The sequence below is a fragment of the Hyphococcus aureus genome (assembly GCF_042643165.1).
Lineage (GTDB): Bacteria > Pseudomonadota > Alphaproteobacteria > Caulobacterales > Parvularculaceae > Hyphococcus > Hyphococcus aureus.
The window spans coordinates 179,000-203,678 of record NZ_JBHRSH010000001.1 but is presented as its reverse complement, the minus strand read 5'-3'; the positions used below and the strand labels follow the sequence as shown (position 1 = coordinate 203,678).

Below are 24,679 nucleotides of genomic sequence, written 5' to 3'. Positions count from 1 at the left end.
ATACGTATGACGATTCACGAAGAACCAAGCGGATGCAAGATTGCTTGTGGCGTGCGGTTGTCTGGGAGCGGGCCGAAATAGCTGTGATCCACAAGCCATATAGGCTTGGTATTTTATTGTTTCAGCCGCCCATAAGTACATTTATGTTGGTATAGGCTCTTGGTTTCGCTGTAATGGTCCTGACCCGGAAGGGTCATCACTCATTCAGGACCGAATCTAGGAGAGTATTGCGCTGCCATGAAGATCAACGCCGCCCAACTGGCCATGTTGCTTGTTGCCGTCCTGAGCGCCATCGGCGCATGGGCGTTTAATCGCAACGACTACTTGGCGGTTGAGACTTATCTTCAGCAGGCGGCGCTGGAAATTGAACAACGGATTGAAGGTCAAATATCTGTTCTCTATGCGGCAAGAGGGCTTTTCCTGACAATTGGCGAAGTCGATAGGGCCGTTTTCAAAGATTACCTCAAGGCAAGTGAGGTGCGACGGCGCGTGCCTGGCATGCAGGGGGTTGGCTACGCGCAAAGGTTTCTGCCGGGAGAAGAAGAGGCGGTCGAAAGCCGGCTACGGCGTGATTATGGCGTTGACAGAACAATCTGGCCTGAAACGGATCAGAACCTGCGCTATCCGATTGTGCTTTTGGAGCCTGACGATGAAAGAAATCGCGCCGCTCTTGGGTTCGATATGTTTAGTGAGGCTGTGCGCAGAGAGGCGATGATGGCGGCTTTGCAAAGCGGGCAAGCGACAGCTTCCCGGCCGGTGAAACTCGTACAGGAAATTGACGAGAAAACGCAGGCGGGTTTCCTGATATACCTGCCGATGTTTGCTCAAGGAAATACCGGTGGGGCGCCTGACGGCTATGTCTATGCGCCATTTCGCGCCCACGATCTTTTTCGGGCGGTTCTGTCAACGATTCCCAACATTGATCTCGTTGCGGCGTATTCCGAAGGGGCCGAAAACGACATAGCTTTGTATGGCGGCGATGATGATGTCTGGGGCGCCCATGATTTTGTGATCAAGGTTGGCGGCCGCGACTGGACCATTTATTTGAAAACAGAACGCCAACATTTCAGCGCCTGGCGTGTCGCATCGCTTTTGTCAGTTATTGCAGGGATCATGGCGACATTATTCTTTTGGCGGCTTTTTCGCGAAAATGAAACTCGCATTCAAACCTTGCAAGCGCTTGCGGATGAGCGCAAAGCCCGCGCAGATCTAAAAGATCTTTATCTGAAAGAAACGAACCACCGCTTTAAAAACCTCCTCGCACGTATTCTATCTATCGCTAGACTGTCCTCCCGGTCAGCTTCTAATTTAGACGAATATCTCCGTGATTTTTCTCGCCGCATTGAAGCAATGTCGCGAGTGCAGGACTTGCTTGCCGCTTCCGCGCGAAAGTCGGCTACGTTGTCTTCTCTGTTGCGTGACGAAATCAATCTGATGTGCGAAACCAGCGATGAGATTTTGTCGCTTGCCGGCCCTGAAGTGGAGCTCTCGGAATCACAAGTGCAAGCGCTTGGCCTTGTCATTCATGAGCTGGCGACAAATTCAGCAAAATACGGCGCCTTCAAGAAAGAAAGCGGCATTGATATTTCCTGGAAATGTTCGAAACATTCGACAGGCTATGACGAAGTCCGCCTACTGTGGATTGAAAAAGGGTTCGAGAATGATGAGCCTGATCTCGACCGCGAAGGCTTTGGCTCCAAGCTTGCGAAATTGATGGTTGAAGGACAGCTAGAGGGTGTATTTCAAAGGCGGTTCGAAAAGCCAACTCTTGTGATCGAAATTTCTTTCCCGCTTTAGTTTCCGGGCTGCCTTGTCATGCTCAATAAGCGAGAAAAACGATAATCTTCCGAACAATTGACGAGCCAGACGGTTCCTACAATCAACCTGATTTTGGAACTATTGTTCGCTTAAAGCTGTCCGTATTGCGCCAGCATTTGCAAGAGCCGGAGTCGCGTTTTGAAGAATAAGCCATTTACTAATGATATATGCCCTCAGTTTTTCACGGCCAGAAGGTCGCTGGGCATCATCGCGGCGTCCAGTCTTTTTCTCAGCGTGATTGCCGTTGCGGTTGTGCTTTATTTTGCAAAATCGATCATGCTGCCTTTGGCGGCCGCTTTTATTATTAGCGTTATGCTGGCTCCGTTGGCTGGGCGGCTTGTAAAAATGGGCTTGTCGCAACAGGTTGCGGCGGGCGCGGTGGCGATTTTGGCATTCGCCGCCATCATTTCCTTGATTGTTTATACGGGGCGTCCTGCCATCGCCTGGGTGGAAAAGGCGCCGGACCTGGTTGTCGAGGCGCGCGAAAAGCTTTCAGGTATTGAAGAGGCGGTCACCACCATGAAGGAAGTTTCAAGCAAGGTGGAGGACATTGCGAAAGTCGGCGCCGATGAGGATGATACGGAAGTCATTTCAATTCGGGATGACAAGGGCGCAAAAGGTATGACGCAAGCTGCGCCTGGCGCCATCATCCAGTTTCTGTTCACATGGGTTCTGGCTTTCTTTTTTCTTTCAGAGCGAAATGAGTTTCGCCGCAAGCTTGCGGCCGCCAACCCGTCACTCGGGGCCAAGCGCCGAGCGATGCGCCTGTTTGCAAATATCGAAAACAGGATTGGCTCCTATATGTTAACGATGGCCACTATTAACGCCGCTCTTGGCGTTGCGCTGGCGGCGGCGTTGTGGGCGGTCGGTATGCCGTCTCCCCATGTCTGGGGGCTTCTTGCCGCGATGTTGAATTTTATTCCCTATATTGGGCCCGCCATCCTGACAGCCCTCCTCGCCCTATCCGGGGTTGTCCATTATGACGAGGGGTTGATGATGCTTGCCCCTGCCGGGATTTTCATTCTTCTGAACTTTATTGAATCGAATTTCGTGACGCCCATGATCATGGGCGTTAAAATGAAAATCACGCCTTTGGCGATCATTGTCGCCGTTTCACTGTTGACCTTTCTCTGGGGCCCCGTGGGAGGCGTCCTCGCAATTCCGCTTCTTCTGATTTTCAAAGCTGTGTGTGATGCAACGCCGGCGCTGGGGCCGGTTGGGGTTCTTATTGGAGAATTGGAGCGTGTGGACCGCGGCGTCGGACGCAGAATTGCGGTGCGTGCGCCTGTGCGGGCCTAATATACCCTTCGAGAGCGTCTATCGAGAAGTTTTATTCAGGTCTAAGAATGGTCAATGCGCGCGGCTTGATGGAAATTGTTACAGGCGTTTTCATCTCCATAGGTTCGCCATCAACGGCTGCGAGAATTGTTTCGCAATCGGCGTGGATGATGCATGATTCAGCGTCGATGCGCTCAATTGCGGAAGATTTGCCAAGTTCTCCACGCATCACTTCAACCATCCGCGCGATGAGATCGATGCCATCGTTGCTTTCAGCAACATAGATAGCAAGCTTTCCGGTATCCAGGCGCTTTCGGCGCGGGCGCATATCTAAAGCATGAGTGTAGGGATTATTCGAAATCATCAAGATATTCGATCCGATTTCTCTTACGCCTTGGGGGTGTTCAATACGAAAATTTCGCGGCGCGGAATTTATCAGCGTATGAGTGGCCTCAGAAATTGCGCCAAGCCTTTCATCCATACTCTCTGCGTCGCGTATCGTTTCCCTTGCCTCCGCCATGTCTGCGTAATCGCCGAAGACTACATTATTCAAGAAAGCGCGGCCGTTAATCGTCGCCACATCAATCCGGCGCGGACGACAAGAGGCCACATTTCTAACGGCCATTTCGAGATCGCCGCCGATACACAGATCATGAGCGATAAGGTTCATTGTACCTCCTGGCAGAAGGAGAACCGGTATAGATGTGTCAAGAAAAGCAGAAGCGGCCATCGCAAGCGTGCCGTCTCCGCCCGCAATCGCGACCATTGAGGTGTTTTCGGCGTTTTTTGCTTCTTCAGCAAAGGCGGAGAATTCTGCCGCCCCCCCCAGCGTCATTCGACAATCAAGCCCGGCTTCTTTCAATTCATGGAAAAGAATTGACGACGCCCTCTCCGGGCCGATGGTCTGAACGCCGCCTGAATTCGTGTTGATAAACGCATATACGCACATGGCCGACCTTCAATTCTGCTAGAAAAAGAACAAATTGGCGGCTTTATGAGTTCCCGGCTGCGGCGAAGCTGTTTAATCGCGATTTCGTGAGTAATAACCGAATCCAACAGCTATTGAGGTTAATTGTCGGGCGGTGCTGATTTTTTATTTTTAACTGCATTGCGCAGTTCGCCCTCTATCTGGCGCAGTTTTAATAACCTCTCAAGCGCCTTCGGGTGCTCAACAAGCCAGTCATCAATGGCTCTCAGTTGTTCCTCAGGCAATTCACCGTCGATGTAACAGCTCAGCTCCTCGAAGGTTGGGTCAATTATGAATGGCTTTGACTTTTTCATATGGCCATTTCTTTTCTGCTAATCTCGGAGACGCTGTGCGGCGTTATTCGGATTTTATGGCTTTGATCAGCCAATTCAAAGAACAAGGCCAGTTCATTACCGCCATCATACCCTATATGATGACATCAAAGAGCGCCAATGCAAAGGTTGTGTAAGGTGCGGTTTCGAATTTGGGAGGTGCGCCGCAAAAACGCTTGTTGTAATCTTTGCGCTATCTTGTGATGCGAGCGCTCGTGATGAAAACCATAATTTCGCAATGCCCTAGACGCACGAAATCGGAATTTATGTGTTTTCCAGCTTATCAGCCTGTGCAGCAGAGGTGAACATGGATGCCCTTTTTCGGCGATTGAACTATTATGCCGATCTGAACGAGGATGATCGCACCGCCCTCGACGGATTGAAATATCGTGTAGAAGTCTATGAATCAGGCGAAGAAATAATAACTCGCGGTGATGATCCCGGCGACGCTTTCATCGTCTCCTCAGGCTGGGCGGCGCGATATATCGCCCTGGAAGACGGCCGCTCTCAGATCCTCAATTTCATGTTGCCTGGCGACGTCTATGACTTGCAGGTCTTTGTCAGCAGCGGGGCGGACCATTCTGTGCTGGCGTTGAACCAGGTTAAGGTGCTGGAGATAAAGCGGCGCGAGATTCTTTCGGTTTTTGACAAAAAAGGCCGCGCTGGCGCAGCCTTCTGGTGGTGCGCGTTGCAGGAAGAGGCAATCCTGCGAGAACAGATTGTCAGGAATGGGCGCAGGTCAGCGCGTGAACGCGTCGCTCATCTTTTGCTTGAGCTTCACCGGCGCGCGCTCATTTCGGGCGAGGGAGCAGGAGACAGTTTTCACATGCCCGTCAGTCAGGCGATGCTTGCCGATGCTCTTGGGTTGAGCTTCGTTCATATTAATCGGGTTCTGCGCGAACTGGAAAAAGCCGGAGCCCTATCGCGTAAAAAAGGCTGGATTACGCTTGAGCGCCGCGAACATCTGGTCGAGTTGTGTGATTTTCGCGATGACTATCTGCATCTCGATGCGAATCCGCGCCGGTTGGGATTCAATTTTTAATCCTCATAAGTTTGAGACTGCGTGGAATATTCGTCTGCGCATCATGAGATTTTGCGATCTAAGCCGTATAATTTCGCCCAAGCGTTAGCGAAATCGCCGTCTCATATGTTCTTTTCAGCGCCTGAACAAACTTTCATTTGCGAGACCTCTGTTCCCAAGAGGGTGGATTATTGCAATTCGTCGGGGCGGAGGCCTCGATGTACAACGGCTTTTTGCAGGTGTTCCCGGTGAGGCCAGGAGAAAAGGACATCAATAAAAACAGTGCGTTAGATGTGTTTTGGAGTGGGTTCGTCAAGTGGCGGAACTTAAGTTAAATCGGTATAATGATCACTTACATATTAGTAGTTAGTGTATCAATGCTTTGATATTCAATAAGGATAGCCTTCTCTACATGATACAGACGCGGATTTGTTTGATTTCTATTTCCGGTCAGGTCAGTTTGTCGTCATCGGATCACAGGAGGACGACATGCAAACACAGATTTCAGCAGCGGAACTTAATGAATGCCTGCCAGCGCTGAACCGTTTTGCGCTTCATTTGACGAAGAATAGCGATCGGGCGAGCGATCTTGTCCAGGACAGTGTTGAGCGCGCTCTTCGTAAAGCCCACCTTTTTGACGGCTCTAATTTGCGTTCATGGCTTTTCACTATTTGCCGTCGCGTATTTTTGAATCAAATCCGCAGTGAGAAAGTCCGCGGCGTCGCCGTCGAGCTTGACGACGCTCCCCAAGGGCGTCTCGCCACTGCGCAAACCCAGGAGCAGACCATGCATTTCAATGATGTTGTTGAAGCTTTTGAACACCTCCCTTTGAATGACAAGGTGATTTTGTCGCTGATTGTCATCGAAGGCATGAAATACGAAGAAGCTGCAGAGATGCTTGAAATTCCCGTCGGGACGGTGCGTTCGCGCCTTTCGCGCGCCCGCAGCAGGCTGCTGTCTATGGTCGGAGAAGAAAATTCGAAAGAGGAAGGAACCAAGGCGGCCGCTGTGATGTAAGTGTGGTATGGCTAAAATAGAGCACCTTATCACCCGCCAAGATTTCGATGCATTCGCCGACGATCCGTCGGCGAATGCCCGCACCTCCGCCATTCTTCAGCGTTTGTCTGAGGATGACGGAGCGTTTTTTTATGTGATGGAGTTGAAGCGCGTCAATTCAGAGCTTCTTGCCGCTAAAGCAAGGATCTATGAGGATGAAGAGCTTCTCGGGATTATGCGCCGCTTGCGCGCACGTAAACAGACCCACGCTGCGGGCAGGATGCTTTCACAGCGACACTAGCGCGAAGGCTATCCGAAATATCCATCAGAGGATTTAGTGGGTTTTATTCCATTGGCTCCCATAACGGGAGAAGACGAAGCTACGGCCTTGTCTATACGCGTTATGATCGAAATGCCGGTAATCGATGGAAACATCGTCGCCACCCTCAATAGTAACTAGACCGAAACCGGCGGCCTCTCCGCGTTCGCGCGCGCCGCCGCTGGCGCCGCACTGGATCGACAGGATTTGGTTCTGTGTTATTGCCAGCGGACCGGCGGCGCTAAGATGCACATGGCCCGTCATGACGGCGCTAACGCCGCATTGGGCAAAGCGTTGTAGGGCATAGGCTCCATTGCCTACGATTTCCGCTCCGGCGCGATTGGGCCCTTTTTCAAATGGATGATGAGCGGCGACAAAAACGATTTTTCCTTCAGCGCTTTCACGTTTTGCGATACTGGCTGCAACCTCGATAATTTTCCGGGAGAGCTTGCCGTAGGACCAGTTGAAACGCATACGGGCGCGTCGGGCCGAGTTCAGTCCTATCACCACCGTGTCGCCGGCCGTCGCGATCTGAAGTTGCGCGGCACCGATATGCTTTTCGAAACGGGCCCAGGGCTTCAGGAAGCGAAGAGGAAGGTTGTAGACAGGTGTGTCATGATTTCCAGGCACAGCGAGAATGGGAGCTGATAGCGAGGCCAGAAAGAGGCTGGCTGCTTCGAATTCCCGCCTGGCGCCTGTTTGCGTGAAATCACCCGTGATGGCGATCAAATCTGGTCGCTCGCTGTTGATTGCCAGAATCAACGCGTCAAGAGCGGCCTCATTTGCGCGCCCAAAGTGAAGGTCTGAGATATGTGCGATCTTGACCACAGAGGGGATACACTGAAAAATGGAAAAAGTTCGGAAATCGACCATAAATTTCATTTATGTGTGGAACCAGGTCGGTGGTAAGGTGTTCCACTTGAAGTATTACTGACCGGAGTCGATGTGTTTTTGCCTGTCAGCGCCTCAATTCGGCAATTTGCACGAGCAGTTACGGCCGACCGTTTGGTCGGTGACGAGCTGGCGATTGCTGTTGCTGCTGAGGCCAATCAAAAGAATGTTAACGGCGCCCCGCCGGCGAACCGCGTGGAATGGTTTCGCCGGTTTATTATTCGCTGGCGGGAAGTGATTGCGGAAGACGCCGCTCCCAAACCTTTCTCCAATTCCGCATTCATAAAGAGTATGGGGCCCTTGCCCTCAGAAGCCCGTCTGGTCTTGCTGCTCAGCGATGTGTGTGGATTTTCCGCGCGCGAGGTCGAAGAGATACTTCAGCCGTTGTCGCGGCCTTATGAAGATTTACTGTCGGAGGGGCGCGCTATAGTCAGATCGGCCCGTGGCGAAAAGAGCGCGCTTATTGTGGAGGATGAGCCGCTTATCGCAGCCGACCTCAAGGATGTTCTTGAGGATATGGGCGTCACTGTGGTCGGGATGGCGCGGACGGCTGAGCAGGGCGTGCGCCAGGCGCTGGAGAATTCGCCTGATATCGTGCTTGCCGACTATAATCTGGATGGACAGAAAACCGGCGTGGATGCGGTTGCTGCGTTTCACGACGCGCATCAATGTCCTGTAATATTTATTACCGGCTATCCGGATGAGGTTCTGAAGGGGGACGAAGTGGAGCCCGATTTTGTTATCGTCAAACCATACCGGCCTGAAGCAGTTCAGGCAGCCGTCGCCCATTGCCTTGATGCGGCCCGGTACGCTGCGATCGATGCAGATGCAACAACAGCTGGTGACCTATGAGCCAGAATAAGGCGGCCGCGCCGGAAAAGCGGGTTGAAAAGCTGCAAATCATGGTCGCCGATTCCGAGCTTTCCATGATTGACGACTGGCGGTTCGAGAACCGGGCTGCGAGCCGCTCAGCGGCGATCCGCTCACTTATCTATTTAGGGCTGGAATTGACCAAAACGGATCCTGAGCAAGCCGGCAAGTTGCTAGAGCAGCTTGACCGCGCCTAACGCGTTCAATGGTTACCATTTCACCGAAGGCCACAACCCGTCTATTTCGGCAAGTCTTGCAGACACGGAGATTAGGCCGGCTCTGGCTCGCCGCCAGCTTCGTGTTGATGGCGTTAGCGGTTCTCGTTCCGAACTCGACCTATCCTCTTTTGACTTTGGTTTCTTTACTTGGCGCCACAGCCGCTGGCTATCTGGCGTTAATGCGGCGAACCGTTCTGTGGCTTGCCTTGATTGCTTTGGTCGCTGCGTGCGTGGTCTGGGCGGGGCCCGGTGAGCTAACAACTAACGGGATTCAATGGCTGTCCGCCGCGCTTGTTCTTATTATCGCCACAGCGGCTGTCATCTATTATGTGCGCGTTCTTGAGGAACGGCTTTTTGAAGCGAGTTGGCAAGCCGAGATATCCTCGGAAGCTGCGGATCTTGGCGTCTTTCGCTGGGAATTTGAAACCAATAGGCTTCACGCCAGCCCGAAACTTCGTGAGCTCTTGTTGCTGCCAACGGAAGGCGCTGTGTACGCCGATGATGTTTTCCGGAAAATTCATGAAGATGACCTGGACCAGGTGCGTCGAGCTATCGAAGGCGCTCGTTCGAGTTCCGGCCCTTTCCGCTCGGAATTTCGTGTGGGTGACGGTGAGGGCCGGTTCCGCTGGATTAGCGGCAGGGGACGCGTGATCGTTGACCCGAGATCTGGCGCGCTCAGTCTCGCAGGGGTGAATTACGATATTACCGATCTCAAAGAGCGCGAAAGCCTCGTCAGCAAGCTGATCGATGGCATTGGGGCGGTTTTCTCCATCATGACGCCTGACGGTGAAATTCTTGATCTCAATGAGTACGGAGAAACCGTCAGCGGCAAGACTGAAGAAGAATGGAAGGGCAAAGAGTTCTGGGAGCTGCAAATGTGGGGGCGGTCTGAAGACACGCGCGCGACGGTGCAGCATCTTATCGAGCGAGCCGGAGAGGAGGGGCAGGTTACGGGTGAGGCGCCGTTTTGGGATGAAGAAGGTGATAAGGGGTGGGCCCTTATTACAGTCACACCAATTTTGTCTGATTTTGGCGAACCGCTCCACCTGTGCCTCTGTGCGGTTGACATATCCAAGCGCAAGGCGGCGGAAGAAAGCAATGACTTGCTTGTCCATGAGCTCAATCATCGCATTAAGAATCTCTTCTCTGTAACGAATGCGCTCATCAGCCTGAGTGCGAGATATGCGGTAACCGTTGATGAATTTGCAGATGCAACTCGCCGTCGGCTTTTTGCGCTGCATGAGGCGCATAATATCGGCGCGGGAGACCTGAAGAAGCGAAGCGCCGATTTGCGGGAAATTCTTGAAGTCACCTTGCGGCCGTGGCGAATGAAACCGCAACGCATTTTCATAAACGGAGAGTCAAAAATATTTGACGCCGGCGCGGCGACTGCCTGGGCTCTTATCGCGCATGAACTGGCGTCTAACGCAGCAAAATATGGCTGCCTTCGAGATGCTGGAGGGAAGCTGACGATTGACTGGCGTGAGAATGATGAAGAGTTCGTCTTTCAATGGCGGGAAGAAAACAATACGCCCATGACTGAATCTGGCGACGAAGCGGAGGGGTTTGGCAAAAATATCATCCACCGACTGGTGGATGGATTTTTGTCCGGAGAGATTGAGCGGGATATAACCGAAGAGGGCGCATCCGTCTCAATTCGCATGCCGAAAGCGGCATAAAAAAACGCCCGCATGGCGCGGGCGTTTTTTGCTTTGTATTTCTCAGCGCTTACACTGGCGGTCGGCCGCGGACAGCGCGCGCCACCATGGCGACAATAAACAAAACCAGAAATACAAAGAACAGAAGTTGCGCAATACCTGTTGACGCCGCGGCAATGCCGCTGAAGCCCAGAAAAGCCGCAACCAAAGCTATAATCAGAAAAGTAATCGCCCAGCCAAGCATAGTAGCCTCCTTTTTCGCTTTCGGACCAACTCTCGCTTAGGCAGACACGCGCCGCGCCATGAAGTTCCTGTTTTGAGTGGTTACCGCATGCTCTCTTCGTCAACTCACTCATAAACATGATCGACGGACCTGAAGCTGAGCGCCGCCTCAGGAACCTCTCTCTCTCCAATGTGTATGGATCGTAGCGTTGCTGCGCCACGTAAGGCTCATCGTGGAAAATGTAGCTCTGTATTTATTTTACGTTTGAATAAGACGGGAGAGAGACAGAATGACTGGCTTAAAAAACTCTATTTTTCTTGCTGCTTCATTGCTTTCCGTCACAGGCTTAATTTCCTCTGCCTTTGCGCAAGAAGCATTCAAACCTCAGTTTTCAGCAACTGAAATGAAAGCCGTATCGTCTCCCACGGTTAAGACCAGTGAGCCGGCTATATTGGTGTCTTGGCTGAAAGAGCCGGCGCATTCGAATTTTGTCCCCTATACGCTGGAAGTTGCTTCGTTCCGCCATCTTGGCTCTGTTGTAAACAAACCGAGAGTGTCTGAGTTTCATAAAGCGGAGTATTCGAAGATTGATTCCTGTGTCGATGCAGGACTCCTTAAAGCGCCTTCATTCGCCAATGAAGCAATATCATGTGAAGAACTGGCTCCTGAAATGCCGGAAAGCGCGCCTGTTCATATTGCACACGCTGGCACCCAATCATTTGCCGCTAACGGCGCCGGTGCGGCGGAATAATTGACCCAAAGCAAGGCGGGAAACCCCAGGCGGTTTCCAGAGATCGGGATGGGATATCGCCATTTCAGGCGGCTGATGGCGGACGTGAGATCTCTCGAGTGATTGTTTTGACTCGTAAATACCTGTTTATATTGGGTTAATCGCCGCCTCGGCGCCCGGGTTTTTTCACCTCCGCACTACTGTTCAGGGGAACGAAAACCGCGCGTAGCTGTTCTCTCTATTGAAAGAAGTTTCGAAAGGAGCGCAACAAAATGTACGGAGAAAAATCTATGTCCGTTTCCAATTCCGCAGCAGAGGGCGACGCCCAATCTGTTCTTCGCGAAGACATTGAAGCCCTGAAGAATGACTTCGCGGCTTTGCGCGATGACATCTTGAAAGTCGGCTCAAAAAAAGCCGCAGATGCGAGCGATAAGCTTGACGAGCAATTTTCCGAAGCCCGCGAGCATGCGTCAAGTTTGTTCGCGGCGGCGGACCAGGAAACCCGCGCTGCAGCAGAAGCTGTTCAGAAGAATGTGCGGGAGAACCCGGTCGCTTCGCTAAGCGCCGCTGTGGCTCTCGGGTTTCTTCTCGGCAGGACTGTGTTTCGTAAATAAACGTAACCAACGTCCAGGAGAATTACGATGTTCAAGCTGTTTCGGGTATTGAAAGAGGAAGGTGAGGACGCTTTGCGCCGGTCGTTGTGGCTGGTTTGCGCGGCTGTTCTCATCCTTTCTGCGGTAGGTTTTGCTGCCGCCGCAGCAGCTATTGTTTTGAGTCAGTCAATGCCGCTTCCTGCTGCGTTGATGATTAGCGCCGCTGGCGTCTTAGCGATCGGCATGGTGTGCGTGTATTTCGCTGATCGGGAAGATCCTGAGCCTGCCTTGGCCCAGACGCCTCCCCCGGCCCCGACTTTTGCGTCAGGCCTTTTGACCAGTGGCGTTATGGACCGGGTGACGCAGAATATGCTGCTGGACAAAGTGAAAACAAAACCAGCCAGCGTTCTTGCCATTGCCGCGGCGGCGGGCCTGGCTGTCGCCGCGTTGGATATCTTTGACGATGATTAGTTTTTGCTAGTGCAACACTATGAGGGGCGTTATGACAAACCTTGAACGAGATGATTATTTATTGCTTGACGCAGAAGCGATGGCTGATGGGCGTCTTCCAGAAGAGCGGGTAAAAGCGCTTAATCACCAATTCCAGACACAAACTACCGCTTTATCGAGAATGCTCGATGTGGCGCGGGTAAACTCCGAGCTGCGCAAGTCACGCCTGACTGCTTATCGAGATCTCTCCTTGGCGCGTGAGATCAGTCGTCTCAGCAGCGATCGACAGGAAAGAACCAGCTAGGCTCTTTATGAGCTAAGCTCATCGCGCAAATTAAAGGTTTATCCTGCCTTTCGGCGCGCGCCCTCTTCAGCCTCTTTTCCAGCCGTCGCTTCTTCTGACATCGCCTTAATCTGCAAAGGCGTTAACGCTTTAGACGTTTTCGCAGCCTCAATCAGCATCTCAAAAATGCGCCGGAATTTACGGCGGTGAAGCATAAATTCTGGATGGAACTGGACGCCCAGAACAAACCGCTTTTCTGGATCTTCAATTGCCTGGACTATACCGTTTTTTTCTCTCGCAGTAACTTTGAGGCCTTGTCCAAGTTCTTTGACTGCCTGCTTATGAAGCGAGTTCACCAAGATCGTTGGCGCTCCGAGAGCCTTTTGAATGAGCGACCCGGCGCTGGTTGTGATGGTTTTTCTGTAAAAGGCTTTCGCCAGAAAGGAGTCTGGATACTGGGCGTCTTCATAGGCTTTGGTCATGTCGAGATGAAGGCTGCCTCCATAGGCGACATTCAATAATTGCGCGCCACGGCAGATGGCGAGAATAGGAAGATCTTGCTTCAGCGCAGTTTTCGCCAGCATGATTTCCATATCGTCTCGGCCACGATCATAAACATAGCCTTGCTTTGGCGTATCATCGAAGAGCATTGGAAAAACGTCTTGCCCTCCACCGAGGATAATGCCGTCAATAGCGACATCGGGCTCTGTACTCTCGGTGGTTATTGCGACGGGCCTTCCTCCGACAAGGCTGACGCCAAGCGCAACCAGCGCATAGGCGCCATTATCTCCCTGGCTTGGTTTGGTGACTCCAATTACGGGCTTTTCACCTGTCAAACTAACGCTCCTAATATTTCACTTCATCGGGGAGGCGGCCATGGCGCATCAGTGAGCTCAAAATAAACAAAACGCCAAGGCCTGCATATGGATCATGGGCGTGATCAAACTCACCTGGGGCCGACCGTGTTTCGTCAAATTTTTCCATGGCGGTGAAGGCTGCCCTGTCGAATGCGATTGCCGAGCGAAGACCGCGCCAGATTGAAGCGGAGCCTTGGCGCCAGTTCCCTGCTTTTACGTCACGCCACCCATGACCGATGATGCGTTTAGCCAAGGGAAAACGGAAGGTGCGAGATAGTGTCGCCGAGAGGGCGGATAAAGTCGATAACACAGGTGTTTTGGTGACTTTTCCGATTTCAGGCGCTCTCGATTCGCTGACTTCGCCATAAGCGGTGAGTTGATACAACAACCATGGATAATCAACGCCTGAAGCCATGGAATGATACAGTCCCGCCCAGAAGCGCGCATTTACTTCAATAAGTTGCGCCGGCTTCTCGGGATCCCCGTCCCAGCGGAAATCAATCTCAGCCACGCCATTCCACTTGGCCGCGCCGAGAATCTTTTTTGTCGCTTCCATAAACGGAGCGTGATCGACGGTTTCTCTGACCGTCCCGGCGCCGGATTTTTTGGGAAATGTTTCCAGATTTTTATACGCCATCGCTGCGCAAATTTCGCCGTCATGCGCGAGCGCTGTCATGCAAAAATCTTCGCCGGGCGCTGTTTCCTGCAGAATAAGGGGAGCCTGATCCAGCCCGAGATTGAGCGCAGAAGCGGCACTTTCAAGTTCGTCCAAATCTTCGACAAACGTGACCCCGCGGCCGCCGACACCTTCGGCCGGCTTCAACACAAGGGGAAACTCCATTTTTTCCGCCGCGCTGCGTAGATCATCCATGCTCGATATCACTGCGCTTTCCGGACCAATGCCCGGATAGGCTTTCATCGTTTTCGCCAGGCGGTCTTTTGGGTAGACGCAATCGATGGAGGCGGCGCTCGGCGCTGCAAGGGTTATACAGTCAGGTAACTCGCTTTGTCTGCGCGTCAGAATGCGCGCATTGTCGAACAGCGGCATCAATATGTATGGCTTGTCATTGTCCGGTTTGTAACGCTCCACCATGGCGCACATATATTTCATATACGCGTCTTCGTCATGTTCCGGAGCTGGATGCGTAAAATAGTTTCCGCAGAATCGGGAAAAACGAAGAGCAGTCATATCGACGCTGTCGCAACCGACGACGTCAATTCCGTGTTTCGCCAGACTTTGCGCCGCCACCAGCGACATGAGAGAGCGACCGTATGTTACGATGACGCGCCCGTAAGCATCGGTGGACGGTTTTTTTGTCATGTCAGTGCTCCAATGAACTGTTCCGCCAACACAAAATATCGATAAAGGTTCCGGGCGGTGACGCAAAAACGGCCCGTATCGCGAGCACTGGGGCGAGTGGCTTCGCAATGCGGGCCGTTAGGGCGTTCAATGACTGTCGAGTCTCGGAACGGGGCGAGCCGAAATTCGCAATCACACTCCAAACAAATAGCCGTGGCGTTGGTTCCCGAGAAAAACAAAACCGCCGCAATAAATGCGGCGGTTGTGATTTTCGATGTATTATCAGGCGTTTGGACTTAGATAGGCGTTCGGCCTCTTAAAGCGCGAAACACCATCGCTCCGATAAACAACACCAGGAAGATAAAGAACAGAATTTTCGCGATACCAGCCGAAGCGGCGGCGACTCCGCTGAAACCCAAAAAGGCCGCGATCAGCGCAACAACAAGAAAAGTCAAGGCCCAACCAAGCATGACAACCTCCAATTTTAACGATTGCGTTATAACAACAGCGCTTAAGGAACTTGGTTCCGGCTAGGGGTTTCTTATATGATGAAGACCCCCTTTACCCTTGAATATTAGAAGCCTTTGAGATGTCTGTAGCCTCTTTAATCCGGTCTTTTCGAGATCTTGCTCCAGCGGGTTACGACCTGTGTGGTTGAGAGCGGCATTTGTAGCGGCCACGGCGGTGATCGGGGGGGTGAAATTGGGCCGCTCCGTGATGAACAGGGCTGTCAAAAACAAGGTCAACCAGGCGATCGAAATCGCCAAAGTCAGCGCGATCGATGATCTTAGTCGTGAGACAACGGGCGTTGTCTGGCAGCGTGTCCAACGCGTCACCATTTCACTGTGCTGGAAGACTAGCATCGTCGCTGGCCTATTCGCGCTACATGCTGCGGGGGATCTGACCGGCAGAGGCTTTAAAACTATTGTCATCGTGGTGACGCTGGCGTTTGCGCTGCGCGACGCGTGGCTTTTTGCGCCGCTTCTGTGGCGCGGCGTCATGCTCGTTCGTAGCCACAAATGGAGACCGACCGAAGCCTTGAAGGAATTCATTGCCGGCATCGTGTTTGAACGCGCTTATGAAAAAGCGATTGAAGCGACCTCTGAGCCAGGAACAAGGCACGCCATTGCATTATCTTCCTTTAAGAAAGAAAACTTGTCTGAAGAAATCGCGCGCGCGGTCAGTGAGGTGGCGAAGGCGGCCAGCATCCGCATTATAAGAATGCGTGCATTGCTTGGCGCCGCGGTGATTTTGATTTTTATGGGCGCCTATTCCACTTTTATTTTCTTATCTCTGTCGCGCGCTCATTTGTAGCGCCGGGAACCCTTCGGCTCTCCGCGTGTAAGCAACCCGGAACCCAAGGAGAACCGTTATGACCAGAAACACTATTCTCGCCCTGATCGGCGCCGCAGTCGCCGGCGTCCTGATTTTTGCATTTATCGAAGATCAAAATGACGGCCCGTTAGAAAACGCGGCTGAATCGGTTGAGGACGCTGCAGATGACATCGGCGATGATATTGAAGACGCCGCCGACGAGCTTGACGGTTCTTCCAGCTAGCGATGAGGCTTGGATGCCTGATTTAAAAACGGCCCTTTCGGGCCGTTTTTTTATGGCGACAATGTGGGGAACGTATGGCGCATAAGGGTGTTTCCTAAACAAAGGGAGATAGACCCATGATCACTGAAACAATCTTGCTTGTCTTTATGAGCTTGGTGTCGATGTTGGGCGCCACTTCAATGCTCATTGACAAAGATTCTGAATGATAAGGAGTTAAACATGGACATTCTGCGAATAATAATTGCGATTCTTCTTCCGCCTGCAGGCGTCGCTATGCAGGTTGGCATTACGACACAGTTCTGGATCAACATCGTTCTGACGTTGTTTGGTTATATCCCCGGCATCATTCATGCGCTCTGGATTATCTTAAGCCGTGATGGGTCGCCCAAAGCAGTTTAAAAATCTCGGGAGTGCTACTGCTTCCGTTTACAAAGCGCGCCCGTAGGGCGCGTTTTTGTTTATGCGTCAAAGTAAATGAAATGCTGTTAACCATCAGGAACGATACCGTCTGTGTGGCTGTTACCAAAGCATACCCCTTTGCAACTCTGAACACGGAGGCACTATCATGAAAAAACTGATGATTACGACCGCAGCGATCTCGTTGGCGGCGTCCGCAACCGCTTTTGCTGACGACGCAATGGAAAAAAGCGCGAAAAACACGGACACAGCCGCTGAAGCTGCAATGATGCATGAGCTGACACTAGATGCGTCTGATATGAGCGTCAAAGAACTTCTCGGCGAAGGCATCGTCGGCGTCGGCGGTGAGCGCGTTGCGCGCGTTGACGACGTCCTTATCGGGCCCGATGGCAAAGCCAGCCATATTGTTTATCTGACCGGCGGCGTTTTTGGTTGGGGCGGTGCGAAAGGCCTGATCCCGTTTGACCAGGTCGCCCTTTCCTATGAAAATGGAAATGACGCCTATGTTTCCGCGGCGATTACTGAAGAAAGCGCCAAATCCGCGGTTGAATTCAAGCAGGATGGCTTCAACGACTACCGTTTAGCCTCGGAAGTTATCGGCGCGAAAGCTGACCTTGTCAGCACGCCAGACGACGATGATGACGCGGTTATAAATGACCTGATTGTCTCTGCTGATGGCGATATCCCCTATGTCGTTCTTCAGGAAAGCGTTGTGGGTTCAATCGGCGCCGGGAAAAAATATGCAGTCAACTATGACCTTCTTGGCATTGAGGAAGGCGACGGCGGCGTCGTGATCAACGCAACCGAAGAGCAGATTGAAAATGCTCCGGTGTTGACGTCGGTGAACGCCGCGCGCCATCATGAAATGAAGACGATGGCTCCTCATAAAACCAAAGCCGAAAAGCCGGCAAAAACGGACGACTAATATAAATAACTAAAATTGTCTGGCCGCCGCGCTTTATTGTATAAGCGCGGCGGCCATTTCTTTACTTGCTTCGCCTGATCTGCTGACTTCGATTTTACCAGCATGAAAATTGGTAATATTGCCGCCTTCTATTTAAGGCCAGAATTGTTTCGTGGCGATGGCCGCGCCTTCTGCGAGCGCCCCGAGCTTTGCAAAGGCGATGCTTGGGTCAACGCCGCCTGATCCTGCATGGATGGAAAATCCGCAATCGACGCCCGCCATGACGTTGTCGCGTCCGACGAGATGAGCGTAACGGGCGATCCGCTGGGCAACCAGCTCCGGGTGTTCAATGTAATTTGACTGACATTCAATCACGCCAGGAATCAGTACTTTGCCTTCAGGCAGCTTCACGCTTTCAAACAGTTCATACTCATGGGCGTGGCGTGGATTGGCGGCTTCAAAAAGGATAGCATGCGGCTTGGCGCGCCAGACCATGTCAATGATATCTTTGAACGGCACGTCGCAATGGTGCGGTCCGGGGTAATTGCCCCAACACATATGCATGCGCAGCTGCTCGGCAGGGATGTTGGCGACGGCCCGGTTCAGCGCCTCGATATGCAACGCCATACGGTCGCGGAAATCGCTGAGACTTAGATGGGCGTATTGCGTATGCCGCCCCATAGCGAGATCAGGGCAGTCAATTTGCAGCTTAATGCCGGCAGCCGCGATAGTTTCGTACTCATGCCGTAACCCTTCCGCGACGGCGAAAAGATAATCCTCGTGGCTGTCATAATATTCATTGGCGAAGAAGAGCGTGGTGACGCCAGGCGACGCGGCGCTCATGAAGGGTTTAACGCCGCCATGGTCCGCTGTCGCCGCTTTCAGGCGCATTGCGTCTTTTGCTGGCGCCTCCATATCTTTTACGCTGATCGGCGCGTTACAGGCGGGCGCTTTGCGGTGTTTGCGGCCGGGGTCGGCGAAAATACGCTCTTTTACTGAGGGAAAGTCTTCGATGTCCTGAAAGGCGTAGGAATTGCCTGCGCCGCCAAAGCCGGCGAGGCGATCCTTGATGTAAGTTGCGTAGCTCGGTTTTGACATCTCGCCATCATTGACGATGTCGAGGCCTGCTTTGGCTTGTCTGGCGACAACGTCACTAACGGCGGCTTCGATTTCGCGCTCCACCGCTTGCGGCTCAAGCGGCAATCCGTCCTCGCGAGCAAACATGATTTCAATCAGCTTTTCAGGGCGCGGCAGGCTGCCTACATGGGTCGTCAGGAAACGTCCGGCGGAAGTCATGGGTCTCTCCTTGAAGTATCGTTCTTATGAGCGTTTGGTTCTCGACACCACATAGGATTCGTCGTTGAACCAGAGGCCGCCATGCTTTCGCAATATTTCTTTTGTTGCATTGAGATGGCTGGCGCCGTCAGGAATTTCTTCAAGTCGATCGTCTTCAATCTGGGCGACATAGACGGCGTCGTTCCAGGCGGCGTAAAGAGTTGATGTGCCAATGCTCGAGTCCACTTCCGTTGGCAACGTGTGCATTTTGTACTGGAAAATCGAACGGTCATCGGAAAAAGCGTTGAAATCGAATTCATCGACTTCGTCGCCAAGTTCGTCTTTCAGGGCGCGAAGAATGTCATGCCGGTCAGACTCGAAGGGATTGTCGTCCGGCCAAACCTTATTGATGATTTCCATGCCCGGATCACGTCCATAGGAGTGGATGCCGAGAAGCCGTCCGCTTGGCCGCAAGGCGCGCGCCAGCGGTGCGATAACGTTTTTCGCCTTAAAGGCGGCAGGCACACGCAAACGATAGGGCTGCGACGCCAAGATAAGATCGAAATCGGCCTTCGATTTTTGTGGCTTCGGAATGACGTCATTTAAAAGAAAGCGATAGTCTTCGCGATAGATCACAAGGACGGTGGGATGCTCATAAATTGGGTTGCCGGTCTTGGGACTATGACGCGCCTGCCAGTTGTCTGTCAGGAAATTATCAAGTTCTGCAATTTGCCGGTCGAAATCATGAGCCGTCCCGCCTTTTAGTGCGAGCTCTTTCCACACCATCGCTTTTTTCGCCGCCGGTTTTTTCGGCGTCAGCCATGGCGCTTCGGAATAGAACATATTTGTAAAAACGAGCACGGTCGATGGATGTTCGAACAGCCTGTCCGCCATTTTGCCGAGCGCGAGGCGGATATCTTCAAGGCTGATCTCTTTCCCGGAGACATAGAAAGGCATGGTCGGAAAGCGCCCATGCATCTCCCGCAAAAGTTTCGCCAGCACGGTCCCGTCGCCAATACCGCCGTCAAACACCCGGATGGCGGGCGGGGCGGGCTGAATGAAAGTTAACTCCATGCCGGCGCGCTTTGCCACGATGTCCTTTTCACTGCAGGTGTTCACGAACATCAGATATTTCTGACGATTGTCGAAGAACCTGAAATTCTTTTCAGACGACGTGTCGCCTGTTGGCGCGTACGTTTCTGTCGGGAGGACGTGAAGGGCCCCCGAGCCGGGCGCGGCGGGCGTCTCGCCGCCATGCTTGGCGATGAATTTAACGACCCGGTTCCAAGTTTCGGGTCGAAGGCGCGAGCCGTCCTTTAAGCGCGAGACGAATTTGCCGTCATTAACGGCGCGGCGGCCGAACGTCGACTCCGCCATCGAGTTCTGCCGGCAAAAGGCATAGATGCTTTCCAGCAACGTTTCCGGTCTGTTCGAAACTGACTGCATGGGCGTTTCCTTCGTTTTTGAAGCAACGTGCCGGCAGCAGGATGAGGCAAGCGCCGAAATTATCGGCGCGTTCCTTGTCTCCTGATTATAATTCCGCCCTGACGAGTTCGGCGCCGTCGGCCATTGCTTTCATTTTTCCGAACGCGACATCGCGCGGCAGATATTTCATGCCGCAATCGGGCGCGACAATAATTTTATCAGCATCGACATGAGGTAGGGCGCGCCGGATTCTGTCAGCGACCGTTTGCGGCGTTTCAACTTCATTTGTCGACAGGTCGATCACGCCGAGGATGACGGTTTTGCCGCGCAAGTTCTCAAGCACGGATGTATCCAGATTTGACTGCGCTGTTTCGATTGAAACCTGATTGACGCAGCAGCCTGAAAGCTCCGGCAGGAATGAATATCCTTCGGGCCTTTCGTGAATGATCGCCGCATAGCCAAAGCAGATATGAACTGCAGTCTTGCCTGTGACGCCTTCAAGGGCGGCGTTCAGCGCGTCGAGACCGTAGTTGCGCGCCTTCTCCGGTCTCGCCTGCATATAAGGCTCGTCGATCTGCACATAGTCGGCGCCAGCCTCAAAGAGATCCTTGATTTCTTCATTGACCGCCGCGGCGTAGTCGAGCGCCATGTCGGCTTCGGATTCATAGAAATCGTTTTGCGCCTGCTGCGACATGGTGAAGGGGCCGGGAACCGTGATCTTGATTTGTCTGTCCGTATTGGCGCGCAGGAATTCAACATCGCGGACCTGTACAGAATGGCGGCGCTTAATCTTGCCCGTGACGCGCGGCACCGGGTTGGGGTGGCCGCTGCGGTCCAGCGCCGTGCCGTGATTATCGAGATCGACGCCGTCAAGCGCAGTGGCGAAGCGGTTGGAGTAGCTTTCGCGTCGCATTTCACCGTCGGTAATAATGTCGAGACCGGCATGTTCCTGGTCGCGGATCGCGAGAAGGGTCGCATCGTCCTGCGCCTGATCAAGCCATTCAGGCGCCACGCGCCACAATTCGTTGACGCGCACGCGCGGAGGAAAGCGCCCGGCCAGTTTTTCTCTGTCGATCAGCCAGTCCGGCTGGGGGTAGGATCCGACAAGCGATGTTGGCAGCAGAACCATGGGCGTCTCCTTTATTATTATTTCATTTCCGGCCCGTCATAGCTGATCGCTTCTGCGGCTTTGCCTGAAAGGATAAAGCCGATCGGACGTTCCGTTTCTTCCTGAAGATGACCGATCAGGCTGGCGGTGCGGGCGAGAAGCGAAATGCCTTTCAATGCGCCGAGGGGAAATCCTACATCCAGCATCACGGCCGGAATGGCGCCGTTCACATTGATGGGCAGGGGGCGGCCGACGACCGTTGGAATGACATTTGTTACGGCTTCAAGCGCGCGGATATGGGCGCCGGCGGCGCCTTCTTCACGCGCCATGGTAAGAAGGCGGTGGGCGCGCGGGTCGCCATCCGCATGCAGAGGATGGCCAAAACCCGGAATAGGTTTTTTATTCTCGCGCAGGCTTTTTACGGCGCGCTCAGCGGCGGCGGCGACATCGTCGGCATCGGCGACAATATCCGCCAGAAAACGGCCGGCGATTTCAGCGCTGCCGAGCACAACGGAACCGCATCCGAGCAATCCTGAGGCGACAGCGCCTTGAAACGCCTCCGGGGCGGCGGCATAGGTCATGCGTGCGGCGACAACACTCGGCACGAGACCATGTTCTGCGATTGCGGCGAGCACTGCATCGGCGAAACGTTTTTGTGTCGGCGTTGGCTCTTGTCCCGTCACCAGCAGCCAGAAATAGCTTGTGAAATCGAGCTTGCCGATAATGTCGTCGCATAGATCGCGGCCTCTGACGAAAATCCGTTCCGAGGTCGAGGTGCAAATCGCGCTATAGGGATTATCTTGCTTTCCAATGCGCATTGTTCTGGTCCTTTCATCTGAGCCGGGTGTGTTCGCCCCTCAGGTGAAATTGCATGTTTGTGCCGTTTTGCCATGCGCGATGTGATCAGCGCAAAATATTTCGCATTCCGAACTTGTCTTCGTTATTCGAATTTTCTATAGCGATGTCAAGGATAACGCCGGATTTTGAGGACGAGGCCATTCATAAAGCGCGCAAATTCAAGTTGCGCATGCTTTGTTGCAGCGCGGCGCCTCAAAACGCCTGAAGCCGAGGAGCGGCCTAATGGTCAAAGTGCTCAAAGACATCACAGTGCTCGAAATGGGCACCTTTATCACCGGGCCGGCGGCGGGAATGCTGCTTGCCGATCTTGGCGCCAATGTCATCAAGATCGAACAGCCGGGCACAGGTGACCCTTTCCGCGCTTTTAAGGGCGAACTCTACAGCCCGCATTTTCAGACATACAATCGCAACAAGCGCAGCATCACGCTGAACACCAAAGACGCTGATGATCTCGCGGCGCTGGACAAGCTTATCGCCGACGCGGACGTGTTTATTCAAAATTTCCGTCCCGGCGTCGCCGACCGCCTCAATGTCGGCTTCGAACGGCTGCAGAAAATCAATCCACGCCTCGTTTATTGTTCGATTTCAGGCTTCGGTCCCGATGGTCCTGACAAGGAACGCCCCGCCTTTGACAGCGTCGCGCAAGCGGCGAGCGGTTTTTTAAGGCTGCTCGTCAATCCGGAGCATCCGCGCGTCGTCGGGCCGGCGATTGCAGATGCCGTCACCGGCTTTTACGCGGCGTTCGGGGTGCTCGCGGCGCTCACGGAACGCGGCGACAGCGGCAAAGGACGCCTCGTGGAAACGTCCATGTTTGAAGCCATGTGCCATTTCAATCTCGATGACTTCACCCATTATCTTTCGGCGGGTGAGGTTATGGGGCCTTATAGCCGCCCCCATGTTTCTCAATCCTATGTTTTCGAATGCAGCGATGGACGCTGGCTTGCGCTTCATATGTCGTCTCCGCCGAAATTCTGGGAGAATCTTGCGGAAGCGGTGGATCAGCCCGACATGCTCAAGCGTCCGGAGTTCTGTGACCGCGCTTCCCGTATTGAAAACTACGACGCCGTGAACGACTTCCTGGCGCCGATCTTCAAAATCCGTTCGCTGGATGAATGGTGTGAGCGTCTTTCCGCTGGAGAAGTGCCGCATTCGCCTTTGCGCAATCCGCCGGAAGTGCTGGCGAGCGCGCAAGCCCGGCATCTCCAGCTGGAGCTAAAAGACACCCATAAGGAAATGGGCGAATTCCGCACGGTGCGCTCGCCCTTGTCTTTTGACGGTGAGCGCGCCCTTGACGTGAAAGCCCCGCCGACGCTGGGCGAGCATAATGGCGAAATTCTCGGCCGCCGCTCTGCAAAGGACGCTGCGGAGTAGCCACCCATAAGCGCGCGATGCTGGATTTAGCGAGCGGAGCACGATAAGCCACGGCGTAAATCTTTGAGGCGCCGACAATGGCCAGGGCCAAAAACTCCGATAAGGAGCCGGAATATCTTTCAACGCTCGAACGCGGACTTTCTGTTCTGCGGGCGTTCGATCAGAGCCGGCCGGAAATGCAGCTCAGCGAAGTGGCGGCCGTCACGAATTTGAGCCCTGCGGTGGCGAGACGCTGTCTCAATACGCTGGTGAAGTTGGGTTATGTCGCCAAGCATGGCCGTCGCTTTCTGTTGCGCCCGGAAGTGCTGGCTTTTGGCTGGTCCTATATTTCCTCGATGAATCTCGAAACGGTCGCGCTGCCCTTTTTGCAGGCGGTGCGGGACGAAACAGGAGACAGCTCCTCCATGGCTGTCTTGTCTGGTCATGATGTTCTCTATGTGGCGCATGTCTCCACGCTGCGCCCGATCCGGCTCAGCGCCAATGTCGGAACCCGGTTTCCTGCGCATGCGACCTCGCTCGGCAAGGTGTTGCTGGCGTTTCAGAACGAAGAGGCGATTGAAGACTATCTGGCGGCGGCAAAGCTGCCGCGGTTTACCGAGCGCACCATTACATCGCCTGAAAAATTGCGGTCTATTCTGGCTCGGGTGCGTGAAGATGGTTACGCCGCGGCTCTTGACGAGCTCGATTACGGCATCGTTTCTGTCGCTACTCCGGTTTTTGACCGGGAGCGGCGGATTGTTGCCGCGATCAACTGTTCCACGTCAACGACGCGTATCTCGGTTGAAGAGCTGATCCGCGCCCATGTGCCGGTTCTCCGCCGCGCCGCTGCTGAAATCCAGACAGCGCTCGCCAGGCATCCTTACATTTCCCGCTCGCTTAGCAGCGATTAATCACGCTTTTTCCAGAAACTGGCGGGCCATAAGGCCGTCACCTGCCTTTTTGCGCCATTTCAAAACTTC

General features: G+C 53.4%; 29 protein-coding genes. 18 read left to right on the top strand and 11 right to left on the bottom strand.

The features are described 5' to 3' along the window. Positions 1-237: 237 nt before the first annotated feature. Positions 238-1,797: a CHASE domain-containing protein gene (locus ACFOOP_RS01005; RefSeq protein WP_379878826.1), complete on the top strand. Its 1,560-nt coding sequence runs from the start codon at positions 238-240 to the stop codon at positions 1,795-1,797. 255 nt (positions 1,798-2,052) lie between these two features. Further along, positions 2,053-3,117 carry an AI-2E family transporter gene (locus ACFOOP_RS01000; protein ID WP_379881479.1) on the top strand — a complete coding sequence of 355 codons (1,065 nt, stop codon included), beginning with the start codon at positions 2,053-2,055 and terminating at the stop codon, positions 3,115-3,117. A gap of 31 nt (positions 3,118-3,148) precedes the next feature. Here the strand turns inward: ACFOOP_RS01000 and ACFOOP_RS00995 are convergent, their stop codons facing one another. Both ACFOOP_RS00995 and ACFOOP_RS00990 read right to left on the bottom strand, forming a co-directional pair. Further along, positions 3,149-4,045: a diacylglycerol/lipid kinase family protein gene (locus tag ACFOOP_RS00995; protein WP_379878824.1), complete on the bottom strand. Its 897-nt coding sequence runs from the start codon at positions 4,043-4,045 to the stop codon at positions 3,149-3,151. 119 nt (positions 4,046-4,164) lie between these two features. Further along, entirely contained in the window at positions 4,165-4,377 is a 213-nt protein-coding gene (locus tag ACFOOP_RS00990; protein ID WP_379878822.1) for an anti-sigma factor family protein, read from the bottom strand. 325 nt (positions 4,378-4,702) lie between these two features. Between ACFOOP_RS00990 and ACFOOP_RS00985 the strand changes: the two genes are divergently transcribed. The 3 genes from ACFOOP_RS00985 (at position 4,703) to ACFOOP_RS00975 (ending at position 6,713) form a co-directional block, all read left to right on the top strand. Beyond that, positions 4,703-5,437, top strand: a complete 735-nt coding sequence (locus ACFOOP_RS00985) for a Crp/Fnr family transcriptional regulator (protein WP_379878820.1) — start codon at positions 4,703-4,705, stop codon at positions 5,435-5,437. Positions 5,438-5,905: 468 nt separating this feature from the next. Continuing rightward, on the top strand, positions 5,906-6,433 hold the full coding sequence (locus ACFOOP_RS00980) for an RNA polymerase sigma factor (RefSeq protein ID WP_379878818.1): 528 nt from the start codon (positions 5,906-5,908) through the stop codon (positions 6,431-6,433). A gap of 7 nt (positions 6,434-6,440) precedes the next feature. Then, on the top strand, positions 6,441-6,713 hold the full coding sequence (locus ACFOOP_RS00975) for a hypothetical protein (protein WP_379878816.1): 273 nt from the start codon (positions 6,441-6,443) through the stop codon (positions 6,711-6,713). A gap of 33 nt (positions 6,714-6,746) precedes the next feature. On the opposite strand, the gene ACFOOP_RS00970 is transcribed toward ACFOOP_RS00975, so the two are convergent. After that, positions 6,747-7,613, bottom strand: coding sequence for a metallophosphoesterase family protein (locus ACFOOP_RS00970; protein WP_379878814.1), 867 nt, complete (start codon positions 7,611-7,613; stop codon positions 6,747-6,749). Positions 7,614-7,676: 63 nt separating this feature from the next. On the opposite strand from ACFOOP_RS00970, the gene ACFOOP_RS00965 reads away from it, so the two are divergent. From ACFOOP_RS00965 to ACFOOP_RS00955, 3 genes are read left to right on the top strand one after another with little or no spacing between them, the layout of a single operon-like run. Continuing rightward, entirely contained in the window at positions 7,677-8,474 is a 798-nt protein-coding gene (locus ACFOOP_RS00965; protein ID WP_379878813.1) for a response regulator, read from the top strand. Further along, positions 8,471-8,689: a hypothetical protein gene (locus tag ACFOOP_RS00960; protein ID WP_379878811.1), complete on the top strand. Its 219-nt coding sequence runs from the start codon at positions 8,471-8,473 to the stop codon at positions 8,687-8,689. Before ACFOOP_RS00965 ends, ACFOOP_RS00960 begins: the two co-directional genes overlap by 4 nt. Positions 8,690-8,745: 56 nt before the next feature. Next, the gene (locus ACFOOP_RS00955; RefSeq protein WP_379878810.1) at positions 8,746-10,389 is read left to right on the top strand and encodes a sensor histidine kinase; all 1,644 of its coding nucleotides are present in this window, start codon (positions 8,746-8,748) and stop codon (positions 10,387-10,389) included. A 49-nt stretch (positions 10,390-10,438) separates the two neighbouring features. Here the strand turns inward: ACFOOP_RS00955 and ACFOOP_RS00950 are convergent, their stop codons facing one another. Next, positions 10,439-10,612: a DUF1328 domain-containing protein gene (locus tag ACFOOP_RS00950; RefSeq protein WP_379878808.1), complete on the bottom strand. Its 174-nt coding sequence runs from the start codon at positions 10,610-10,612 to the stop codon at positions 10,439-10,441. 268 nt (positions 10,613-10,880) lie between these two features. Here ACFOOP_RS00950 and ACFOOP_RS00945 point away from each other — a divergent pair, with 268 nt between their 5' ends. The 4 genes from ACFOOP_RS00945 to ACFOOP_RS00930 all read left to right on the top strand — a co-directional run bounded on the left by ACFOOP_RS00945 (position 10,881) and on the right by ACFOOP_RS00930 (position 12,668). Next, positions 10,881-11,342, top strand: coding sequence for a hypothetical protein (locus ACFOOP_RS00945; RefSeq protein ID WP_379878806.1), 462 nt, complete (start codon positions 10,881-10,883; stop codon positions 11,340-11,342). A gap of 269 nt (positions 11,343-11,611) precedes the next feature. Beyond that, a complete protein-coding gene (locus tag ACFOOP_RS00940; RefSeq protein ID WP_379878804.1) occupies positions 11,612-11,935 on the top strand; it encodes an ElaB/YgaM/YqjD family protein in 324 nt (107 codons plus the stop codon). 27 nt (positions 11,936-11,962) lie between these two features. Next, positions 11,963-12,385, top strand: a complete 423-nt coding sequence (locus tag ACFOOP_RS00935; RefSeq protein ID WP_379878802.1) for a phage holin family protein — start codon at positions 11,963-11,965, stop codon at positions 12,383-12,385. A 31-nt stretch (positions 12,386-12,416) separates the two neighbouring features. Then, the gene (locus ACFOOP_RS00930) at positions 12,417-12,668 is read left to right on the top strand and encodes a hypothetical protein (RefSeq protein WP_379878800.1); all 252 of its coding nucleotides are present in this window, start codon (positions 12,417-12,419) and stop codon (positions 12,666-12,668) included. A gap of 38 nt (positions 12,669-12,706) precedes the next feature. Here ACFOOP_RS00930 and ACFOOP_RS00925 read toward each other — a convergent pair whose 3' ends face one another. The 3 genes from ACFOOP_RS00925 to ACFOOP_RS00915 form a co-directional block, all read right to left on the bottom strand. Continuing rightward, positions 12,707-13,483: a gamma-glutamyl-gamma-aminobutyrate hydrolase family protein gene (locus ACFOOP_RS00925; RefSeq protein ID WP_379878798.1), complete on the bottom strand. Its 777-nt coding sequence runs from the start codon at positions 13,481-13,483 to the stop codon at positions 12,707-12,709. A 10-nt stretch (positions 13,484-13,493) separates the two neighbouring features. Further along, positions 13,494-14,825 carry an ATP-grasp domain-containing protein gene (locus tag ACFOOP_RS00920; protein ID WP_379878796.1) on the bottom strand — a complete coding sequence of 444 codons (1,332 nt, stop codon included), beginning with the start codon at positions 14,823-14,825 and terminating at the stop codon, positions 13,494-13,496. Between the two features lie 275 nt (positions 14,826-15,100). Further along, entirely contained in the window at positions 15,101-15,274 is a 174-nt protein-coding gene (locus ACFOOP_RS00915; RefSeq protein ID WP_379881478.1) for a DUF1328 domain-containing protein, read from the bottom strand. 178 nt (positions 15,275-15,452) lie between these two features. On the opposite strand from ACFOOP_RS00915, the gene ACFOOP_RS00910 reads away from it, so the two are divergent. The 4 genes from ACFOOP_RS00910 (at position 15,453) to ACFOOP_RS00895 (ending at position 17,704) form a co-directional block, all read left to right on the top strand. Then, positions 15,453-16,118, top strand: a complete 666-nt coding sequence (locus ACFOOP_RS00910) for a hypothetical protein (protein ID WP_379878794.1) — start codon at positions 15,453-15,455, stop codon at positions 16,116-16,118. A 58-nt stretch (positions 16,119-16,176) separates the two neighbouring features. Further along, positions 16,177-16,362, top strand: coding sequence for a hypothetical protein (locus ACFOOP_RS00905; RefSeq protein WP_379878792.1), 186 nt, complete (start codon positions 16,177-16,179; stop codon positions 16,360-16,362). A gap of 219 nt (positions 16,363-16,581) precedes the next feature. After that, the gene (locus ACFOOP_RS00900) at positions 16,582-16,761 is read left to right on the top strand and encodes a YqaE/Pmp3 family membrane protein (protein ID WP_379878790.1); all 180 of its coding nucleotides are present in this window, start codon (positions 16,582-16,584) and stop codon (positions 16,759-16,761) included. Positions 16,762-16,927: 166 nt separating this feature from the next. Beyond that, positions 16,928-17,704, top strand: a complete 777-nt coding sequence (locus ACFOOP_RS00895; RefSeq protein WP_379878788.1) for a PRC-barrel domain-containing protein — start codon at positions 16,928-16,930, stop codon at positions 17,702-17,704. Between the two features lie 132 nt (positions 17,705-17,836). On the opposite strand, the gene ACFOOP_RS00890 is transcribed toward ACFOOP_RS00895, so the two are convergent. The 4 genes from ACFOOP_RS00890 to ACFOOP_RS00875 form a co-directional block, all read right to left on the bottom strand. Beyond that, positions 17,837-18,979, bottom strand: a complete 1,143-nt coding sequence (locus ACFOOP_RS00890; RefSeq protein ID WP_379878786.1) for a cobalamin-independent methionine synthase II family protein — start codon at positions 18,977-18,979, stop codon at positions 17,837-17,839. Between the two features lie 24 nt (positions 18,980-19,003). After that, entirely contained in the window at positions 19,004-20,404 is a 1,401-nt protein-coding gene (locus ACFOOP_RS00885; RefSeq protein WP_379878784.1) for a hypothetical protein, read from the bottom strand. A gap of 85 nt (positions 20,405-20,489) precedes the next feature. Further along, positions 20,490-21,512: a uroporphyrinogen decarboxylase family protein gene (locus ACFOOP_RS00880; RefSeq protein WP_379878782.1), complete on the bottom strand. Its 1,023-nt coding sequence runs from the start codon at positions 21,510-21,512 to the stop codon at positions 20,490-20,492. Positions 21,513-21,529: 17 nt separating this feature from the next. Then, on the bottom strand, positions 21,530-22,309 hold the full coding sequence (locus tag ACFOOP_RS00875; protein WP_379878780.1) for a citryl-CoA lyase: 780 nt from the start codon (positions 22,307-22,309) through the stop codon (positions 21,530-21,532). Between the two features lie 262 nt (positions 22,310-22,571). On the opposite strand from ACFOOP_RS00875, the gene ACFOOP_RS00870 reads away from it, so the two are divergent. Further along, positions 22,572-23,720: a CaiB/BaiF CoA transferase family protein gene (locus ACFOOP_RS00870; protein ID WP_379878778.1), complete on the top strand. Its 1,149-nt coding sequence runs from the start codon at positions 22,572-22,574 to the stop codon at positions 23,718-23,720. Between the two features lie 77 nt (positions 23,721-23,797). Further along, a complete protein-coding gene (locus tag ACFOOP_RS00865) occupies positions 23,798-24,610 on the top strand; it encodes an IclR family transcriptional regulator domain-containing protein (RefSeq protein WP_379878776.1) in 813 nt (270 codons plus the stop codon). Positions 24,611-24,679 lie beyond the last annotated feature (69 nt).

Excerpts from the sequence above, each read along its gene's own strand:
- ACFOOP_RS01005 (WP_379878826.1), top strand. The coding sequence starts at position 238 with ATGAAGATCAACGCCGCCCAACTGGCCATGTTGCTTGTTGCCGTCCTG.
- ACFOOP_RS00995 (WP_379878824.1), bottom strand. The coding sequence starts at position 4,045 with ATGTGCGTATATGCGTTTATCAACACGAATTCAGGCGGCGTTCAGACC.
- ACFOOP_RS00990 (WP_379878822.1), bottom strand. The coding sequence starts at position 4,377 with ATGAAAAAGTCAAAGCCATTCATAATTGACCCAACCTTCGAGGAGCTG.
- ACFOOP_RS00985 (WP_379878820.1), top strand. The coding sequence starts at position 4,703 with ATGGATGCCCTTTTTCGGCGATTGAACTATTATGCCGATCTGAACGAG.
- ACFOOP_RS00980 (WP_379878818.1), top strand. The coding sequence starts at position 5,906 with ATGCAAACACAGATTTCAGCAGCGGAACTTAATGAATGCCTGCCAGCG.
- ACFOOP_RS00975 (WP_379878816.1), top strand. The coding sequence starts at position 6,441 with ATGGCTAAAATAGAGCACCTTATCACCCGCCAAGATTTCGATGCATTC.
- ACFOOP_RS00970 (WP_379878814.1), bottom strand. The coding sequence starts at position 7,613 with ATGAAATTTATGGTCGATTTCCGAACTTTTTCCATTTTTCAGTGTATC.
- ACFOOP_RS00960 (WP_379878811.1), top strand. The coding sequence starts at position 8,471 with ATGAGCCAGAATAAGGCGGCCGCGCCGGAAAAGCGGGTTGAAAAGCTG.
- ACFOOP_RS00950 (WP_379878808.1), bottom strand. The coding sequence starts at position 10,612 with ATGCTTGGCTGGGCGATTACTTTTCTGATTATAGCTTTGGTTGCGGCT.
- ACFOOP_RS00945 (WP_379878806.1), top strand. The coding sequence starts at position 10,881 with ATGACTGGCTTAAAAAACTCTATTTTTCTTGCTGCTTCATTGCTTTCC.
- ACFOOP_RS00940 (WP_379878804.1), top strand. The coding sequence starts at position 11,612 with ATGTCCGTTTCCAATTCCGCAGCAGAGGGCGACGCCCAATCTGTTCTT.
- ACFOOP_RS00935 (WP_379878802.1), top strand. The coding sequence starts at position 11,963 with ATGTTCAAGCTGTTTCGGGTATTGAAAGAGGAAGGTGAGGACGCTTTG.
- ACFOOP_RS00930 (WP_379878800.1), top strand. The coding sequence starts at position 12,417 with ATGACAAACCTTGAACGAGATGATTATTTATTGCTTGACGCAGAAGCG.
- ACFOOP_RS00920 (WP_379878796.1), bottom strand. The coding sequence starts at position 14,825 with ATGACAAAAAAACCGTCCACCGATGCTTACGGGCGCGTCATCGTAACA.
- ACFOOP_RS00915 (WP_379881478.1), bottom strand. The coding sequence starts at position 15,274 with ATGCTTGGTTGGGCCTTGACTTTTCTTGTTGTTGCGCTGATCGCGGCC.
- ACFOOP_RS00905 (WP_379878792.1), top strand. The coding sequence starts at position 16,177 with ATGACCAGAAACACTATTCTCGCCCTGATCGGCGCCGCAGTCGCCGGC.
- ACFOOP_RS00900 (WP_379878790.1), top strand. The coding sequence starts at position 16,582 with ATGGACATTCTGCGAATAATAATTGCGATTCTTCTTCCGCCTGCAGGC.
- ACFOOP_RS00895 (WP_379878788.1), top strand. The coding sequence starts at position 16,928 with ATGAAAAAACTGATGATTACGACCGCAGCGATCTCGTTGGCGGCGTCC.
- ACFOOP_RS00890 (WP_379878786.1), bottom strand. The coding sequence starts at position 18,979 with ATGACTTCCGCCGGACGTTTCCTGACGACCCATGTAGGCAGCCTGCCG.
- ACFOOP_RS00885 (WP_379878784.1), bottom strand. The coding sequence starts at position 20,404 with ATGCAGTCAGTTTCGAACAGACCGGAAACGTTGCTGGAAAGCATCTAT.
- ACFOOP_RS00880 (WP_379878782.1), bottom strand. The coding sequence starts at position 21,512 with ATGGTTCTGCTGCCAACATCGCTTGTCGGATCCTACCCCCAGCCGGAC.
- ACFOOP_RS00875 (WP_379878780.1), bottom strand. The coding sequence starts at position 22,309 with ATGCGCATTGGAAAGCAAGATAATCCCTATAGCGCGATTTGCACCTCG.
- ACFOOP_RS00870 (WP_379878778.1), top strand. The coding sequence starts at position 22,572 with ATGGTCAAAGTGCTCAAAGACATCACAGTGCTCGAAATGGGCACCTTT.
- ACFOOP_RS00865 (WP_379878776.1), top strand. The coding sequence starts at position 23,798 with ATGGCCAGGGCCAAAAACTCCGATAAGGAGCCGGAATATCTTTCAACG.